Genomic DNA, 17891 nt, shown 5'->3' with positions numbered 1-17891 from the left:
CCTATTTGTAAAGCGGAAATTCAGCCATCATTTCTCTCACTTTGCTGTGGATTTTATCCAGTTCAGCATCGTTTGCGTGATTATTGATCGCACTGTCGATCAATTCACCGATCTGAAGAATTTCTGCTTCCTTGATTCCGCGGGTAGTGATAGCAGCGGTACCAAAACGTACACCTGAAGTGACGAATGGAGAACGTGTATCAAAAGGAACCATATTTTTATTTGTGGTGATTCCAGCTTTACCTAATACAGCTTCAGCCTCTTTACCTGAAATATCTTTATTACGAAGGTCTACCAACATTAAATGGTTATCAGTACCTCCTGAAATAATGTTATAATCTCTTTCGACAAAAAACTGAGCAAGAGCTGCAGCATTTTTCTTCACCTGAACAATGTAGTTCATGTAATCATCAGATAGTGCTTCACCGTAAGCAATAGCTTTTGCAGCGATAGTATGCTCCAATGGTCCTCCCTGCGTACCCGGGAATACAGCAAGATCTAATAATTGAGTCATTGTACGGATTTCTCCTTTTGGAGTCTTGATTCCCCATGGATTTTCGAAATCTTTCCCCACCATGATCATCCCTCCACGTGGTCCGCGAAGTGTTTTATGGGTAGTAGTAGTTACGATATGACAATGAGGAAGCGGATCATTTAACAAACCGCGTGCGATCAATCCTGAAGGGTGAGAGATATCAGCAACAACCAATGCTCCGATCTCATCTGCTACACTACGAATACGTGCATAATCCCAGTCACGTGAGTAAGCGGAGGCACCGCAGATAATTACTTTTGGTTTTTCGCGACGTGCAGTTTCTTCTAATTGTTTATAGTCGATAAGTCCTGTTTCCTTTTCTACACCGTAGAATACAGGCTCATACAATTTACCTGAAAAGTTTGCCGGAGAACCATGAGTAAGGTGTCCGCCATGAGATAGATCAAAACCTAGAATCTTATCTCCCGGTTTTAAAATAGCAAGGAAAACCGCAGCATTAGCCTGTGCACCTGAATGTGGTTGAACATTCACCCATTCAGCACCAAACAATTGCTTTGCGCGATCGATGGCAATCGTCTCAATTTCGTCAACGACTTCGCATCCGCCATAGTATCTTTTGCCCGGAAGGCCTTCTGCATACTTGTTGGTCAATACTGAACCTGCCGCTTCCATAACTTGTTTCGAAACAAAGTTTTCCGATGCAATTAATTCAATGCCCTCTTCCTGACGCTTCAACTCGTCGTTGATAAGATTAAATATGGCCTGATCTCTTTCCATTTTATTCTTTTAAATAGTGAATTATTATACTTTTAGATTGAAAATGCAAATATACTACAATACTTAAAAATATTCAGTGTCAAGATTTTATTTATTTCAATCAATAGTCAAAATAATTTTGATTTTGGCATAGAACTATTATTTAACGGATTATTGCCAATAGTGGTAATGTCGCCTTTTACCGGTTAGCTTCCTGCTTGAGAATCAATTGTGCAGTCTGATAAGGATCGGGACGTAAAGTACTCAGAAATTTCAACACCTCTTCCGCATATGCTTCCTGTGTATCTGTAGCATCGTTCAATGCCTTGTTCAGCAGAATCACTGTGTTTTCTTTCAGCAGTCTGACGGCTTCCCAGGCGTCAGCAGAAACATACAGCTGTTGTGTAAAATTATACTGAAATTCATTTTCTACTTCCTGAATCAGCCGTAAATGTAAAGTTCGCACGTTTTGATTCTCCTCCAGATGGCGGGCTATTAAGTTACGGGGTTCTATTCTACCCGTAAACAACAATAACCGCTCATATGCACCTGCTTTTAAATGCTCTCTTTCACCGATCGCACTTCCCTTTTGATCCGACATTTTCTTATCCAGCATTTTTGTTTTGATAATCAGAGCCTCTATCTTAGGCCACACAAGCCTGAATGCAAGGATTAATCCGGCACAAACGCCAAAAGCAATTAAAAACAAATTCTTAAAAAATTCAATATAATCCATATCCCTTATAATGTTTACAAAGTGTCAAAAATTGTGTTCAATCACAAAACTGGCTAAAAATATGTATTTTTGTTTAGTTGACTTTAAAATAAATAACGATGAGTACAGAGAATATTGTTGATAAAGCTCCACTTACCCTGACAGAAGGTGCTGTTAAGGAATTAAAAAAGTTAAGAGACCAACAAGAGATTTCGGAAGACTTCGGTTTACGTGTTGGTGTCGAAGGCGGTGGTTGCTCAGGTATGAGCTATATATTAGGTTTTGACCAAAAGAAAGAGGGAGATACAGAATACGAAATCCAGGGGATCCGTATTTTTATGAATAAAGCACACGGCTTATATCTGGCCGGTATGGAAGTAGATTTTAGAAATGGTCTCGATGCAAGAGGATTTACATTTAATAATCCGAATGCAACCAGTACCTGCGGATGCGGAAGTTCATTTTCTGCATAAAAACTACCTTTACATAAAATAAACGGCGCCCTGAAATCGAAATTCAGGGCGCCGTTTATTTTACACCACTAAAACCGCCGGATAAACAAACCCTGTAAAAGCTTATTTATCTGGCGGTTTCATCAATTATCCCGCTCAATAAATGCGACAAAACACCGTGTTATTGTTTTTTCAGGGATATTCATCTAAACTTAGCACCTTTCATTAAAAATGCGTAAATTTGCAACCTTAAAAACAGAAGACAAATTACTGATGTACAAGGAATATAAGCAGCTCAATTTGCCTGAGATCGGCAAAGAAATATTAGAACGATGGGAACGTGAACATATCTTTGAAAAAAGTATTAGTAACCGTCCCGCGAGTAAACCGTATACTTTCTATGAAGGACCTCCGTCTGCAAATGGTATGCCCGGAATTCACCATGCCATGGCTCGCTCAATCAAAGATATTTTCTGCCGCTATAAAACCCTGAAAGGTTATCAGGTCAAACGTAAGGGAGGATGGGATACCCATGGACTTCCTATAGAACTTGCTGTCGAAAAAACATTAGGTATCACAAAAGAAGATATAGGCAAAAAAATATCTGTAGAAGAATACAATGCAGCTTGTCGTAAAGAAGTCATGAAATACACCGATGTGTGGAATGACCTTACGATTAAAATGGGATATTGGGTAGACCTTGAAAACCCATATATCACTTATGAAAATGAATACATAGAGACGCTTTGGTATCTGTTGAAAGAGCTGTACAAAAAAGGACTTTTATATAAAGGATATACGATACAGCCCTATTCACCTGCTGCAGGAACTGGACTAAGTTCTCACGAACTGAATCAACCTGGAACATACAAAGATGTAAAAGACACCACAATTGTTGCGGAATTCAGACTGATAAAAGATCAGATCCATCCGGCAATGGAAAAACTGGTGGAAGATATTGTAGAAGATGTGGCATTTATTGCCTGGACTACGACACCATGGACTTTGCCGTCGAATACAGCTCTTGTTGTTGGTAAGAAGATCACATATGTCAAAATTAAAACGTTCAATCAATATACCGGAAGCCCTGTATCGGTAATTCTGGCCAAAGATCTCATTGCTAAACACTTTAAAGCTGATGGTAAAAATGCGTCCTTTCAGGATTACAATCTAGGCGATAAAATCATTCCATGGGAAGTAGCAGCAGAGTTTACAGGTGAAGAACTGGTAGGCTTACGCTATGAACAATTGCTGCCTTATATCACAAATGAAGAATTACAGGAAAAAGCTTTCCGTGTGATTCCTGGTGATTTTGTGACAACAGAAGACGGTACAGGTATCGTACACGCCGCTCCTACCTATGGTGCAGATGACTTTAGAGTTGCCAAAGAGAATGATGTACCTGGCATTCTTGTAAAGGATGAAAATGGCAAAGAAGTCCCTACAGTAGACAGAACAGGACGCTTTGTAAAAGAGATTACTGATTTTGCAGGACGCTTTGTAAAAGAAGAATATTATTCGGATGCAGCACGTGCAGACAAAGACTTCAGACCTACAGATGTATTGATCGCAATCAAACTGAAAGAGGAAAACAAAGCATTTGATGTAAAAAAATACGAACACACTTATCCGCATTGCTGGCGTACAGACAAACCTGTCTTGTACTATCCGCTGGATAGCTGGTTTATCCGTACTACGGCTGTAAAAGAAGATCTGGTATCGTTGAACAAAACGATAAACTGGAAACCTGAAGCAACCGGATCAGGACGATTTGGTAACTGGCTGGAAAATCTGGTTGACTGGAATCTTTCCCGTTCCCGTTACTGGGGCACACCTCTTCCGATCTGGAGATCAGAAGATGAGAACGAAGAAATCTGCATAGGTTCTCTTCCGGAGTTAAAATCACTACTGGAAGCATCGTTGGATTCAGCAGTATTATCGGAAGATGAAAAAGCAAAAAACAAAGCTTATCTGGATAAGTTTGGTACAGAAACGCTGGACTTACACCGTCCTTATGTAGATGATATCGTATTGGTATCTGATGGCGGTCAGAAGTTGTTCCGTGAACCTGATCTGATCGATGTCTGGTTTGATTCCGGAGCAATGCCTTATGCACAATGGGGACTGGATCACGACAAGCTGGCTCGTGGTGAAGAATACCCGTTCAAAGACGGCTTCGAATCCGCATTCCCTGCAGATTTCATCGCAGAGGGTGTAGATCAGACCCGCGGATGGTTCTTTACCCTTCATGCGATTTCTACTATGCTACGCAAATCCGTAGCCTTCAAGAATGTAGTTTCAAATGGACTGGTACTGGACAAAAACGGCAACAAAATGTCCAAGCGTCTTGGAAATGGTGTAGATCCGTTTGCGACAATCGACCATTACAGTGCAGATGCTACACGTTGGTACATGATCAGTAATGCCGCACCATGGGACAACCTTAAATTCAATACAGAAGGACTGGATGAAGTACGCCGTAAATTCTTCGGAACATTATATAATACCTATGCGTTCTTCGCTTTGTATGCAAATATTGACAAATTTGCCTATACAGAACCGGATATTGCAATTGAAAACCGTCCTGAAATAGACCGTTGGATTATTTCTCTGTTAAATAGCCTGACTAAAGAAGTAGACGAATATCTGGCAGACTACGAGCCTACAAAAGCAGCCCGTGCAATTCAGAATTTTGTGGATGAGCACTTAAGCAACTGGTATGTACGCCTGTGTCGCAGACGCTTCTGGAAAGGTGAATATTCCGAAGACAAAATATCGGCCTATCAGACACTGTATACCTGTCTGAATACCATAGCCAAACTGATGTCTCCAATCTCTCCGTTCTTCTCAGATCGTTTATTTCTGGATCTGAATGAAGTAACGAAAAAAGAAACCGTGGAGTCTGTACATCTGGCTAATTTCCCGGAATACCACGAGCATTTGGTAGACCGTGATCTGGAAGAGAGAATGGCTCTTGCACAGGATATCTCATCATTAACGTTATCGTTAAGAAAGAAAACAGGTATTAATGTACGCCAGCCACTGAATAAAATACTTGTTCCGGTACTGGATAATGCGTTTCAGGAAAAAGTTGAAAAAGTAAAGGATCTCATTCTTTCTGAGACAAATATAAAAGATATCGAGTTTATCACAGACACGACGGGGATTATTAAGAAAAAAATAAAACCCAATTTCAAAGCTCTTGGCTCGAAAGTTGGTAAGGATATGAAGTTAGTAACAACGGCAATTAATAATCTGACTCCCGACCTTATAAGTTCACTGGAAAAAGAAGGATCAATTGCATTAGCAGATACTCCTTATACCATTACGACGGAAGATGTGGAAATCATTGCCGAAGATGTGGAAGGATGGCAAGTGGCTAATCTGGGTAAATTAACTGTTGCGTTAGATGTACATATCACGGAAGCATTGAAAAAAGAAGGATTGTCCCGTGAACTGATCAACAGACTTCAGAATCTGAGAAAAGAAAAAGGACTGGAAGTAACGGACAGAATTAAAGTAACCTTAACTTCAGATGCGGAAATAACTGCAGCAGCCACAGAAAATTTATCGTATATTTGCGCTGAAATTCTGGCAGATACACTGGATTTTGAGGAAACTCTTACATCAGGAGACAAAATAGAAATTGACGAAAAAGAACTAACAGTATTAATCGTAAAAGTTTAAATTATGGCAGATAACACAGAAAAAACTCGCTACAGCGATGTAGAACTGCAAGAGTTCAAAAGCATTATTTTAGAAAAATTGCGTGTTGCTAAGGAAGAACTTTCTTCGTTAACAAAATCATTAAACAACAGCAACGCAAATGGCACTGATGATACGGCTGGTACGTATAAAACATTAGAAGATGGTTCTGCCACTTTAGAAAAAGAACAGACCAATCAGTTAGCGGCCAGACAGAAGAAATTTATTGACAATCTGGAAGCAGCACTGGTACGTATTGAAAACAAGACTTATGGTATATGCCGTGAAACAGGAAAACTGATTCAGAAAGAAAGACTGAAAGCTGTTCCGCATACTACACTAAGTATTGAAGCGAAAAACAAACAATATTAATTAAAACAAACCCTAAGTGGATCCGGCGAAAAGCCTGATCCACTTTTTGACATATATGAAAGGCTATACCAAACCCATTCTTCTTATTGTTATTATTCTGCTGATAGATCAGATCTCCAAGTTCTGGGTCAAACTCAATATGACCATTGGTCAGAGTTACAAAATCCTGGGAGAATACTTTCAAATACATTTTATTGAAAACAATGGAATGGCCTATGGTATGGAATTCGGTGGCGAAGCAGGTAAATTATTTCTGACACTATTCAGAATCATAGCTGTAGCCGGTATCGGATATGGGCTTCACTACATGATCAAACACAAATACAACAGAGGGTTTATTATGAATGTCGCCCTGATATTGGCTGGAGCAACGGGTAATATCATCGATTCCACTTTCTATGGAATGATCTTTAGCGAAAGTACCTGGTACAATACGGCAACATTATTCCCTGCAGGAGGAGGTTACGAAACCATCTTTCATGGAAAAGTTGTAGACATGCTTTATTTTCCGTTGATCAGCGGGCACTTCCCTACCTGGTTTCCGATATGGGGAGGAGAAGAATTCTTATTCTTCCGTCCTATCTTTAATATAGCCGACTCAGCTATATCTGTAGGTGTGGTACTGATACTCCTATTCCAGAAGAGATACTTTAAAGTAGAACACGAGGAAAAATCAAGTGTCCACAGCGAAATGCTGGAAGACTAAATTCCTCCGAAACATAACTCATGAATATTCAGGATAATTTGACACCCCGTAATTGTCCTGAATATTTATCCTTATCAGGTAAAAGAATTGCAACAGTTCTGTTAAAGCAATCCTTTCTTCTCTCTCAATCCGCTAACATTCCTATCTTTGCGCTATGTTAAAACGTCATCTAACCCTAACGGCTGTTTTTATTTTTTCCCTGTTCCTACTTGGAATAAAAACTGGCTATGCACAAGAAATCGATCAGCGTATATTGAAGAAACACATTTATTTTCTGGCTTCAGACAAAATGAAAGGAAGAGGTACAGGCAGTAAAGAAGTGAAAAAGGCGGCTGATTATATTGAAAAACAATTCAGGAAGTACGGACTGACTCCGAAAGGAGAAAAAGGCTACCGCCAGACTTTTACAGCGAAAGTACGCCGTGTAGTGGTGCCTGACAGCATCCGCCAGGCAGACAATATCATTGGATTTATAGATAACGGAGCTGCGTACACGGTAGTAGTCGGTGCCCATTATGATCATCTGGGCACAGGACATCAAGGAAGCTCAAAAGATTCTTTGGGAGTAGGCAAAATCCACAACGGCGCAGACGACAATGCGTCAGGTACAGCAGCTCTGCTGGAAATGGCTCGTCATTACAGCACAAACAATATAAAAGAAAATTACAATCTCCTGTTTATAGCATTTGGTGCAGAAGAGTTAGGATTAGTTGGGTCCAGATATTTTACCGAACATCCTACCCTGCCATTAGATCAGATCACCGCTATGCTGAATATGGATATGATAGGTCGCTACAATCCACAGCAGGGAGTAGCTGTCATCGGATATGGTACCAGCAAAAAATGGCCGGAAATATTTGAAGGGATCAAACCCGCCATCAAATACTACACAGGTCACGACGGCAATGGCGGCTCAGATCAGACCTCTTTCTACAAAAAAGATATTCCGGTACTGTTCTTTCATACCGGAGGACATCCGGACTATCATATGCCGACAGATGATGCAGACAAAATCGATTATCTATCTTTAAAAGGTATTATCGAACTGGAACTTATGGTCATAGATAATATCATGAAGCAGCAGCAAAAATTAGATTTTCAGTTTACCAACTAATCCGTCAGATGAGCAAGAGCACAGTACTGATCACCGGATCGAACGGTTTTTTAGGGCAAAAACTGACAGACCTCTTGTCAGCAGATTCCCGATATGAAGTCATTGCCATTTCTAAAGGAGAGAACCGAAATCCCAATCAGGCAGACTATACTTTTAGACAGCTGGACATTCTGGACACAGCATCATTAGATAATATACTGCAGAAATATAAGCCTGTATCCATCATCCATACCGCAGCGTTGACAAGCGTAGAAGCCTGTGAGGAACAACCCGAACTATGCCAGCGTCTGAATATTGATGTTGTAGCACAACTGGGAAGATATGCAGCGCTGAACAACAGTTATCTGGTACATCTATCTACGGACTTTGTATTTGACGGAAAAAACGGACCTTATAAAGAGGACGATCCGACGAATCCGTTAAGTGCGTATGGTAAAAGTAAAGTCGATTCAGAAAAGGCGCTTACGCTGACTCAATGCAAATATGCTATACTCCGCACCATTCTGGTATACGGGATTATTGCCGATGAGAAAAGATCTAATCTGGTATTATGGGCCAAGGATAAACTCAGTAAACAAAAAGCTATAAAGGTAGTCAATGACCAGTGGCGGATGCCTACATTTGTGGATGATCTGGCAAGAGCCTGCAAATCTGCTATCGAAAAGCAAGAAACAGGTATCTTTCATATCTCCGGAGAAGAAATGATGACGATCGCAGATGCGGTATATACGATAGCTGATTTCTGGAATTTTGACCGTACGTATATCAGTGAGATATCAGCCGCTACAATAGGACAAACAGCGAACAGACCACGCAAAACCGGATTTGATCTGTCAAAAGCAAAACATCTGTTAGACTACCGGCCTACTCCTTTTAGAGAAAGTCTGCATCTGATTGACCAGCAATTCAAAACATTCAGACCATTGAATGGTTAAGTAAAAATATATGAAATCAAAAACTGCAAAGGAATCTTACATGGTGATGAACGAGCTTGTTCTCCCCAATGATACCAATACATTTAATAATCTGATGGGAGGGCGCCTGCTCTACTGGATGGATATCTGTTCTGCAATGGCAGCTCAGAAACATGCAAATAGCCCTGTGGTCACTGTGTCTGTAGACAATGTGTCTTTCAAAAGATCCATCAAACTGGGAGAAGTGTTGACAATAGAAGCTCAGGTGACCCGCGCTTTTAATACATCTCTGGAAGTACGGATGGAAGTTTTCGCTCAGAATCTGCCGCTAGGTACAAAAGTAAAATCTAATGAAGCTTATTATACATTTGTAGCTGTCGATGAGAATACACAACCACAGCCTATACCTGAGCTGATTCCGGAAACAGAAAAAGAACACAAACTATATGATGAAGCTTTACAGCGTCGGGAACTCAGACTTATACTTGCGGGAAAAATCAAACCTCAGCATGCTACGGGGATCAAAAAGCTGCTGAAAATGTTGGAACAAAAGGATTAAATCAGACTATAGAGATGAGTATATATCATTATAAAATACTCATCTCTATAGCTTATAAAAGTTGGAGAATCTCTGGATAGGAAGCTATACGAAGTGATATGAATGAAGAGTCATCTGATCACTATACTAATATTCTAATTACCGAGCTCTACTATTCTGTCAAATTCTTCCGGCTTCAACGGCATAACCGAAAGTCTTCCCTGACGTACTAATGCGACATCCTGCAACAGTGTATCACTTTTAATCTGTTCCAGTGTCACAGGATTTTTGAACGTCTCCACCGGAGCAAGATCCACCACTACCCAACGTTCATCTTCTGTCGTTGGATCCTGATAAAATTCTTTTACTACTTTAGCGATACCGACTACTTCTTTTCCTTCATTGCTATGATAGAAAAGTACCAGATCACCTTCCTTCATTGCTTTTATATTATTTCGGGCCTGATAATTACGCACTCCGTCCCAAAAGGTCTGTCCATCTTTATTAAACTGCTCCCAGCTGTATTTGAAAGGCTCAGACTTTACTAAAAAGTAATTCATATACTAAATATCTAACTATTGTTGTTGTTCCAGAACTTCCATTTTCTCTGCAAAATGTGCGCAATAATCACGAAGATCACCAATCACTTTATCAGCCATAGGATCACCACCAGCCGAACGGATAAACGTATCGCCTAAAGTCTGCAATGTCTCATAAAAGAAACGCTTCATTTCGTCATATGGCATATCCTTGGTCCAAAGATCAATACGCATGGAGTTTTTATATTGCGCATCCCACAATGCCAAAAACATGGCCTTTGCTGGAAGTTCGTCTGAAGACTCGCCATCACTGGATGTCCAGTGAATAGTCTCAGGGACATTCTGCTCGTCTAATTCTATCTGTAATTTAATTTCTGCCTTTTTCATACTCTTTATATTCTTATCAATACGGTGACAATACCTACCACCAAAATAAATCCTATTTCAAACATCCACACACGTTTCAGATCCTTTATCCACACTCTGAATAAAAGATCCACAACAGCCAATACAACAACCAGCACCCCTAACCAGGGAATAGAGATCATCGCTGTCTCCGGGTGTCCCAGTTCACTAAAAAACCAAACCAGAATACAGGCCAGCGTGATATTTAACGGTGTTAGTTTCAGTCCCATTATTTACTAGGCTTGAAAGCTTTTCCCTTCTTCTTTTTTCCTGTTCCCGTTGTCTTCTTTGTTCCTGCTTTCTTTACAGGCTTAGGTTTTCCACCTCCATTAAGCATATATTTTTTCTCATGAAAAGCTCCTTTGAAATCAGGATCATCTTTTTTCTTCTGATTATCAATTTCACGAGCTATAGCCTGACGTTCCTCAAAACCTGTTTTTTCAACAAAAACTTCTTCCGGGATTTCAAGAACCGGAATCGATTGACGGATAAGTTTTTCGATCTTCCTTACATAATATTCTTCGGCAGGATTACTGAACGTGATTGCATCTCCTTCATTGAATGCACGCCCGGTACGTCCGATACGATGCACATAATCTTCAATAACTATTGGTACTTCAAAATTGATCACATGACTCACATTAGAAACATCCAGACCACGTGCAGCTACATCCGTAGCAACCAGAATCCTGATATTACCTTCTTTAAATGCATTGATCGAGTTGATACGTGTATTCTGACCCTTATTGGCATGAATAACTCTCACCTGCTCTGTACCATATTTACGTTCCAGAAAATGAAATACATTATCTGCTACAGTCTTTGTTTTACAGAATACAATAAGACGGTGAAAAGATTCATCATCCTTCAGAAGATGCTGTAAGAGATTGAGTTTTGTTTTTTGATTAGGTACCTTATAGACAGCCTGCTGTACTGTCTTAGCCGGAGTAGCCTGTTCCGTAACTTCGATTACTGTAGGAAAGGCCAGAAAATCTCCTGCAATTTTGCGGACAAGTTCACTCATTGTTGCAGAAAACAACAGATTTTGTCTTTTCCGGGGAACGACTTCCAGTATACGGTGGATTTTAGAAATAAAACCCATATCCATCATTTTATCGGCCTCATCCATAACCAGAAATTTCAGAGACTTCACATTGATATGTCCTTCCAGATAAAGATCTAAAAATCTACCCGGAGTAGCTACAATAATATCTACCCCTTTTTCCAGGTTTTCAATTTGCGTTTTAGGTCCCAGGCCACCATACAGTACTACAGTACGCAGATCAAGATACTTTGAAAACAATTGTATATGTTCTTCGATCTGCATGGCCAACTCCCGCGTAGGAGATAAGATAAGCGCACGCATATCCTTACCTTGCGCATATTTCAGCTTCATCAACATAGGCAACACGAACGCGGCTGTTTTACCCGTTCCCGTCTGCGCTATCCCCATAATATCCTGCCCTGCCAGAACAGGGGTAATAGCCTTCTGCTGTATCTCCGTCGGAACGGAATAGCCAGCTTCTGAGATAGCATTGAGGATCTGTTTATTGAACTTGAAATCTTCAAAAGAGTTTTGCATTTGGCAAAGATAGCGAAAAGCATTTATATGAAAAGGTCACATTACCATCAGATTTGACCGGAGACACTATGCCATACAAGCCTGACAGAGGCTACAGCGAACGATTTGAGGGATGACATAAAACTCATCTTTTTCTGATTATGCAACCCTCAGATTTTGATTTAAACCTATTTTAAAGCAACTTTGTCCTAGATATAAAAGAACTTAAAAGGTTGATATGAAAAAATTATGGATTTTCGTACTGCTATTTGCAGTAAGTCTAAGCTCATTTGCCGACGAGGGGATGTGGTTTTTAATGCACATCAAGCGTCTGAATATGGCAGATATGCAGAAAAAAGGCTTAAAATTAACAGCTGAAGAAATTTACAGCATTAACAATTCCAGTCTTAAAGATGCGATTGTACAATTCAACGGAGGATGTACAGCAGAGATCGTGTCCAATCAAGGTCTGGTGTTTACCAATCACCACTGTGGATATGGTGCTATCGCCGAATTGTCTACACCGGAGAATGACCACTTAACAAACGGATTCTGGGCTAAAACAAAAGCGGAAGAATTAAAACCAAAATCCTTATTTGTACGTTTTTTCGTACGTATGGACGATGTATCAAAGCGTATTCTTGGTCTTGTAAATGATAAAATGACCGAAAAGGAACGTGAGAAAATCATTAATCAGGAGATTGCTAAAATCCAGACAGAAAACAGCGAAGGCGGTAAGTATGTAGTATCTGTAAGATCTTTCTACAATGGAAATGAGTATTACTACTTCGTTTATCAGGATTATACAGATGTTCGCCTTGTAGGTACGCCTCCAAACAGCATCGGTAAATTCGGAGGTGATACAGACAACTGGGAATGGCCACGCCATACCGGAGATTTTTCTATCTTCCGTGTATACGGAGACAAAGACGGCAACCCGGCACAGTATTCCAAAGAGAATGTTCCATTGAAGCCAAAACACTTTCTTCCTGTCAGTCTGAAAGGCTTTAAGGATAACGATTTTGCTATGATTCTGGGATATCCCGGCCGTACAAACAGATGGATGCCTTCAGCAGGTATTGAGCAGAATGTAAAATTTGCTTATCCGGCGTGGGTTGAATCTTCAAAAACAGGTCTGGATGCTATGAAAAAATATATGGATCGGGATCAGGAAGTAAAAATTAACTATGCTTCCAAGTACTCAGGTGTTGCCAACTACTGGAAAAACCGCCAGGGTATGATCGATGCATTAACCTTCCATAAGACAGCTGCCACAAAAGCAGTAGAAGAAGCTAAATTTAACAAATGGGCTAACAAAGCTGCCAACAAAGCAAAGTATGGTGATGTTATCAAAACCATCAACGATTATTACGCAGCTACTAATGAAAAAGCAAGACATGACAATTACCTTACCGGTATGATCCGCTCTTCAACTTTCGCTGCACTTCCAGCGAATCTGGGTGGAGGTCTTGCTCAATATGCAAAAGAAAATGAAGCAAAAAGATCAGAGATGCTTCCTAAGCTAAATGCTTTCATTCAGGATTCGTATGAAAAACTATATCAGCCTTTGGAAATAGAAGTATTGACACAAGAGCTTAATCTGTATGCTAAGAAAGGTGGTGCTATTGCTCCTTACATTGCAACGTTAGCAAGCAAAAATGGCGGAGATTTCCATAAGGATGTAGAGCAGGCATTTGCAACAAGTATCTTCGCTTCATCTGAAAAAGTAAATGCTTTTCTTGCCAACCCTGATGCTGCAGCTGTAGCACAAGATCCGTTGTTCCTTATTTCTTCAGCTTTAATGACCAAATACCGTGAAGTATTGCCTGGTCAGGAAGAAGCCGAAGGAAAATTCCAGGCCGCACACCGCAAATACATCGCCGGTGTACTGGAATCAAATCCAAAAGGAAAATATTATCCTGATGCGAACAGTACTTTACGTTTGACATATGGTTCGATAATGGCCCTTCCTCCAAATGCAAAAAATGATGCAGCGGAAAATTACTACACGACCCTAAAAGGAACTATTGCAAAGTACAAAAAAGGAGACGAAGAATTTGACCTTCCGCAACGTCTCATTGATCTTTACAATGCAAAAGACTTTGGTCGCTATGCAGACAAAAAAGGATATATGCCTGTTAATTTCCTGAGCAACAACGATATTACCGGAGGAAATTCAGGATCTCCTGTAATTAACGGCAATGGAGAATTAATTGGCCTGGCTTTTGATGGTAACATTGAGGCAATGGCCGGAGATGTGATCTTCGATCCAAAACTACAACGTACAATATCTGTAGATATCCGTTATGTATTATTTATCATTGATAAGTTTGCTGGAGCTACAAATATTATTGAAGAACTGAAAATTGTAGAATAACTGCTATTAAATAACTTTTTTCAGCAAAAAAAGATGAAAAAATATTTATGCTTTCATTGCTTTTTGTATATTTATAACATCGTTTGAGGATTAATTAAAGAAAACTATAATTATATTAATTAAAAATGGAAAACTACACTAAATTAAAAGAGCTAGTAGCTTCAATCGAAGCAGATGCGGACAAATTTTTCAACAACGGAAACGCTGCTGCAGGTACGCGTGTACGTAAAGGTTTACAAGAAATCAAAACTTTAGCGCAAGACATCCGTAACGAAGTTACTGCTAAGAAAAACGACGGAAAATAATTTCAATTTTCGGAGATAGAAAATCCTTATCCTTTACGGGTAAGGATTTTTTATTTTAAATGAGTTTGTCTAATTTAATTCTATGGAACGTGCTACATTTGATGCATCGCTTTTGCATCCTAAACCACCCGCAGATTTTTCGGTTCACCTTCAGTCGCTGTGGTATGATGCTAAAGGAGACTGGCAGACCGCACATGATCTTATAGATCAGTTACACGACCCGGTATCCGCACATATACATGCTTATCTTCACCGCAAAGAAGGAGACAAATGGAATGCCGGCTATTGGTATAACAAAGCAAAACAACCTGCTTTTTCCTCATCTCTGTCAGCAGAATGGGAACATTTGTTCGATCTGTACAACGGCAGATAACGGACTCCGTTCTATTGTAACCTTATCTTTCCTGCAAACAAAAGTATATCTTCATTCGTATAATAATGGATAACCAATAACTATACGTCATGAAAACCTTGCTTTTTACTCTTATCATTGCGCTATGTAGCCTGTCACCTGTATCTGCTCAGCAACCGTCTTTAGAAGGAGCTTATCTTTCATCAAAGGATGGAACTACAGAACTCTGGTTATTTAAGGATCAATATTGTACCTATACTCAATTCAGTGAAAATAATTTTGTTTACACCTGGGGAGGACCTATTCAGGCTGATACTCAGGGAATACAGGTATCAGTTGAATTTAATTCTCAGGATCCTGATAAAGTGGGTAGTAAGCAGTTATTCAAATCAAAAATGGCCGGAAATACATTAACGCTGAATGAACATACCTATACAAAAGCAGCCGGAAAAGCACAGAGTCTGGACGGTTTATGGCGAATCACGGGTAGAAAAGAAGGAGAAAATATCAACAGCATTAAAAGAGGTGACCGCAAAACCATTAAAATATTGGTAGATGGTTATTTTCAGTGGATCGCTATCAATCCTGCTCAAAAAGGATTCTACGGTACCGGAGGAGGTAACTACTCTTTTCAGGATAACCAATACACAGAAAAACTGCTATTTTTTTCCAGGGATAATAGCCGTGTAGGCGCCACCCTCAGCTTCCAGGGAGAGCTAAAAGGTAATGACTGGCATCACAGCGGCAAAAGCTCAAAGGGTGATCCGATCTTTGAGATCTGGAGCAGAGAAACGCAATAAACCAAAAGCGCTGTCCGGTAAACGGACAGCGCTTTTAGATACAATGTCATTTTATTTTATCCAAACAGGTCAGAGCTCAGATACCGGTCTCCACGATCACAGGCAATAAATACGATTACACCTTCCTCAAGTTCATTTGCGACTTTGAGTGCAGCAGCAAAAGCACCGCCTGTACTCATTCCAGCAAATATTCCTTCTCTTTTTACAAGCTCACGGGACATCTGTGTAGATTCAGCCTGTGAAATATCAATAACCCGGTCTACACGGGTCGCATCAAATATTTTAGGCAGATATTCCTGAGGCCACCTGCGAATACCGGGAATAGAAGATTCCTCCGTAGGCTGACAACCTACAATCTGGATATCAGCATTTTTCTCTTTCAGAAACATTGAATTCCCCATAATGGTGCCCGTCGTTCCCATCGCACTCACAAAATGGGTAATCTTTCCTTCTGTATCTCGCCATATCTCTGGTCCGGTTGTCTTGATATGTGCTTTATAATTATCAGGATTTGCAAATTGATTTAGAATAAAATACTCACCCGAAGCAGCTTTATCTTCCGCATAATCCCTGCAAATCTCCATAGATTCCAGAAGTGTCACTTTAGCTCCAAAGGCTTCCATCGTGAGTGTTCGTTCACGTGTAGACGTGCTGGGCATTACCAATTCCAGGCTTAAGCCATACATACCTGCAATCATCGCCAATGCAATACCAGTATTACCACTGGTCGCCTCTATAAGTTTGGATTCCTTCGTAATCTCACCCCGTTCCAGAGCCGAGCGAATCATATTCAATGCAGCCCTGTCTTTAACGGATCCGGCCGGATTATTTCCCTCCATTTTGGCGTAGATTTTCACCTTTGGATTGTTATGAAACTTAGTAATCTCGACCAAAGGTGTATTTCCTATGGTATCTATTATATTTCCCATAATTATGTAAGTGGTTTAGCGTCAATAAATTTAGAATTAGCCTGATGGTAGACTGTCGTGTAGGGATCTGTACTGGAAGTCAGCCAGACGTTACCTCCAATAATAGAATGATGTCCGATAACGGTCTCACCACCCAGAATTGTTGCTCCGGAATAAATGATCACATGATCCTCTATTGTCGGATGACGCTTCAGATTAGCCATGTTTTTTTCTACACTTAAAGCGCCCAGAGTAACGCCTTGATACAATTTAACATGATCTCCTATCACACTGGTCTCCCCGATTACTAATCCCGTACCATGATCGATATACAGATATTGCCCGATCGTCGCACCCGGATGAATATCTATGCCAGTCTTGGAATGTGCATACTCCGTAAGAATCCGTGGTATCAAAGGCACTCCCTGCTTATGCAGCTGGTTTGCCAACCGGAATACACTGATCGCCATAAATCCGGGGTATGTACGTATCACCTCACGAATACTTTTCGCAGCAGGGTCTCCGGCTAATATAGATCGCGCATCCGTCAGCATAATTTCATAGAGCCCGGGCAAACAGGTAAAAAACACACGTGAAATCTCCTGATTATCACATTGTGAACAAGCCTTTGTACGGATCAGAAGATCAAAAAGTTCATTTTCAGATTGCTGAAAAGCAACTCTGATCTCTTCTACAGACTGGTAGCTATTGGAGTTCCGCTCCGGAAAAAGCAAATGTAAAAGATTCATAGCCCATTGGGCTATTCGTTTATTAGAAGGCATATCCTGTACTTCCAGTTGCTTTGCATACAAATGATCATAGAAGCTTTCCATATTTTTATCAGCAGACATATTTTATTTTTTTGAGCAAGTCAGC

19 protein-coding genes are annotated in these 17891 nt (G+C 40.2%); 11 read left to right on the top strand and 8 right to left on the bottom strand.

The window, feature by feature from the left end:
* Position 1: 1 nt before the first annotated feature.
* Both glyA and B4B65_RS06345 read right to left on the bottom strand, forming a co-directional pair.
* Positions 2-1273, bottom strand: a complete 1272-nt coding sequence (glyA, locus tag B4B65_RS06350) for a serine hydroxymethyltransferase (protein WP_201680518.1) — start codon at positions 1271-1273, stop codon at positions 2-4.
* A gap of 178 nt (positions 1274-1451) precedes the next feature.
* A complete protein-coding gene (locus B4B65_RS06345; protein ID WP_293914397.1) occupies positions 1452-1988 on the bottom strand; it encodes a hypothetical protein in 537 nt (178 codons plus the stop codon).
* A 98-nt stretch (positions 1989-2086) separates the two neighbouring features.
* Between B4B65_RS06345 and B4B65_RS06340 the strand changes: the two genes are divergently transcribed.
* From B4B65_RS06340 to B4B65_RS06310, 7 genes are all read left to right on the top strand, one after another.
* A complete protein-coding gene (locus B4B65_RS06340) occupies positions 2087-2440 on the top strand; it encodes a HesB/IscA family protein (RefSeq protein ID WP_201680520.1) in 354 nt (117 codons plus the stop codon).
* A gap of 210 nt (positions 2441-2650) precedes the next feature.
* A complete protein-coding gene (gene ileS, locus B4B65_RS06335) occupies positions 2651-6106 on the top strand; it encodes an isoleucine--tRNA ligase (protein WP_293914394.1) in 3456 nt (1151 codons plus the stop codon).
* 3 nt (positions 6107-6109) lie between these two features.
* On the top strand, positions 6110-6496 hold the full coding sequence (locus tag B4B65_RS06330) for a TraR/DksA family transcriptional regulator (protein ID WP_002992681.1): 387 nt from the start codon (positions 6110-6112) through the stop codon (positions 6494-6496).
* Positions 6497-6551: 55 nt separating this feature from the next.
* The gene (locus B4B65_RS06325; RefSeq protein WP_201681646.1) at positions 6552-7202 is read left to right on the top strand and encodes a lipoprotein signal peptidase; all 651 of its coding nucleotides are present in this window, start codon (positions 6552-6554) and stop codon (positions 7200-7202) included.
* Positions 7203-7356: 154 nt separating this feature from the next.
* The gene (locus tag B4B65_RS06320) at positions 7357-8316 is read left to right on the top strand and encodes a M20/M25/M40 family metallo-hydrolase (protein ID WP_201680521.1); all 960 of its coding nucleotides are present in this window, start codon (positions 7357-7359) and stop codon (positions 8314-8316) included.
* An 8-nt stretch (positions 8317-8324) separates the two neighbouring features.
* Complete coding sequence (locus tag B4B65_RS06315; protein WP_293914391.1) at positions 8325-9251, top strand: SDR family oxidoreductase; 927 nt, start codon at positions 8325-8327, stop codon at positions 9249-9251.
* A gap of 10 nt (positions 9252-9261) precedes the next feature.
* The gene (locus tag B4B65_RS06310; protein WP_115170423.1) at positions 9262-9789 is read left to right on the top strand and encodes an acyl-CoA thioesterase; all 528 of its coding nucleotides are present in this window, start codon (positions 9262-9264) and stop codon (positions 9787-9789) included.
* 134 nt (positions 9790-9923) lie between these two features.
* On the opposite strand, the gene B4B65_RS06305 is transcribed toward B4B65_RS06310, so the two are convergent.
* Genes B4B65_RS06305 through B4B65_RS06290 form a run of 4 tightly spaced genes read right to left on the bottom strand, consistent with a single transcriptional unit; the run spans position 9924 to position 12294 of the window.
* Positions 9924-10328, bottom strand: coding sequence for an EVE domain-containing protein (locus B4B65_RS06305; protein ID WP_201680523.1), 405 nt, complete (start codon positions 10326-10328; stop codon positions 9924-9926).
* A gap of 15 nt (positions 10329-10343) precedes the next feature.
* A complete protein-coding gene (gene gldC, locus B4B65_RS06300; RefSeq protein ID WP_002992666.1) occupies positions 10344-10694 on the bottom strand; it encodes a gliding motility protein GldC in 351 nt (116 codons plus the stop codon).
* Positions 10695-10699: 5 nt separating this feature from the next.
* Positions 10700-10942, bottom strand: a complete 243-nt coding sequence (locus B4B65_RS06295; RefSeq protein WP_002992664.1) for a hypothetical protein — start codon at positions 10940-10942, stop codon at positions 10700-10702.
* Positions 10942-12294, bottom strand: a complete 1353-nt coding sequence (locus B4B65_RS06290) for a DEAD/DEAH box helicase (protein ID WP_201680524.1) — start codon at positions 12292-12294, stop codon at positions 10942-10944. The genes B4B65_RS06295 and B4B65_RS06290 overlap by 1 nt, the downstream gene beginning before the upstream one ends.
* Positions 12295-12511: 217 nt before the next feature.
* Here B4B65_RS06290 and B4B65_RS06285 point away from each other — a divergent pair, with 217 nt between their 5' ends.
* The 4 genes from B4B65_RS06285 (at position 12512) to B4B65_RS06270 (ending at position 16107) form a co-directional block, all read left to right on the top strand.
* On the top strand, positions 12512-14650 hold the full coding sequence (locus B4B65_RS06285; RefSeq protein ID WP_201680525.1) for a S46 family peptidase: 2139 nt from the start codon (positions 12512-12514) through the stop codon (positions 14648-14650).
* A gap of 125 nt (positions 14651-14775) precedes the next feature.
* A complete protein-coding gene (locus B4B65_RS06280) occupies positions 14776-14955 on the top strand; it encodes a hypothetical protein (protein WP_002992655.1) in 180 nt (59 codons plus the stop codon).
* A gap of 82 nt (positions 14956-15037) precedes the next feature.
* Positions 15038-15328, top strand: a complete 291-nt coding sequence (locus B4B65_RS06275) for a hypothetical protein (RefSeq protein WP_293914384.1) — start codon at positions 15038-15040, stop codon at positions 15326-15328.
* A gap of 89 nt (positions 15329-15417) precedes the next feature.
* Entirely contained in the window at positions 15418-16107 is a 690-nt protein-coding gene (locus tag B4B65_RS06270) for a hypothetical protein (RefSeq protein ID WP_293914382.1), read from the top strand.
* Between the two features lie 56 nt (positions 16108-16163).
* Here the strand turns inward: B4B65_RS06270 and cysM are convergent, their stop codons facing one another.
* Together cysM and B4B65_RS06260 are read right to left on the bottom strand one after the other, a co-directional pair.
* Positions 16164-17036, bottom strand: coding sequence for a cysteine synthase CysM (gene cysM / locus B4B65_RS06265; protein WP_293914380.1), 873 nt, complete (start codon positions 17034-17036; stop codon positions 16164-16166).
* 2 nt (positions 17037-17038) lie between these two features.
* The gene (locus B4B65_RS06260; protein WP_201680529.1) at positions 17039-17866 is read right to left on the bottom strand and encodes a serine O-acetyltransferase; all 828 of its coding nucleotides are present in this window, start codon (positions 17864-17866) and stop codon (positions 17039-17041) included.
* Positions 17867-17891 lie beyond the last annotated feature (25 nt).

The sequence above is a fragment of the Sphingobacterium sp. UBA5789 genome (assembly GCF_002418355.1).
In the GTDB taxonomy this organism is placed as follows: domain Bacteria; phylum Bacteroidota; class Bacteroidia; order Sphingobacteriales; family Sphingobacteriaceae; genus Sphingobacterium.
Note: the sequence above shows the minus strand (reverse complement) of the source record. Positions and strands in the feature narration are given on the sequence as shown.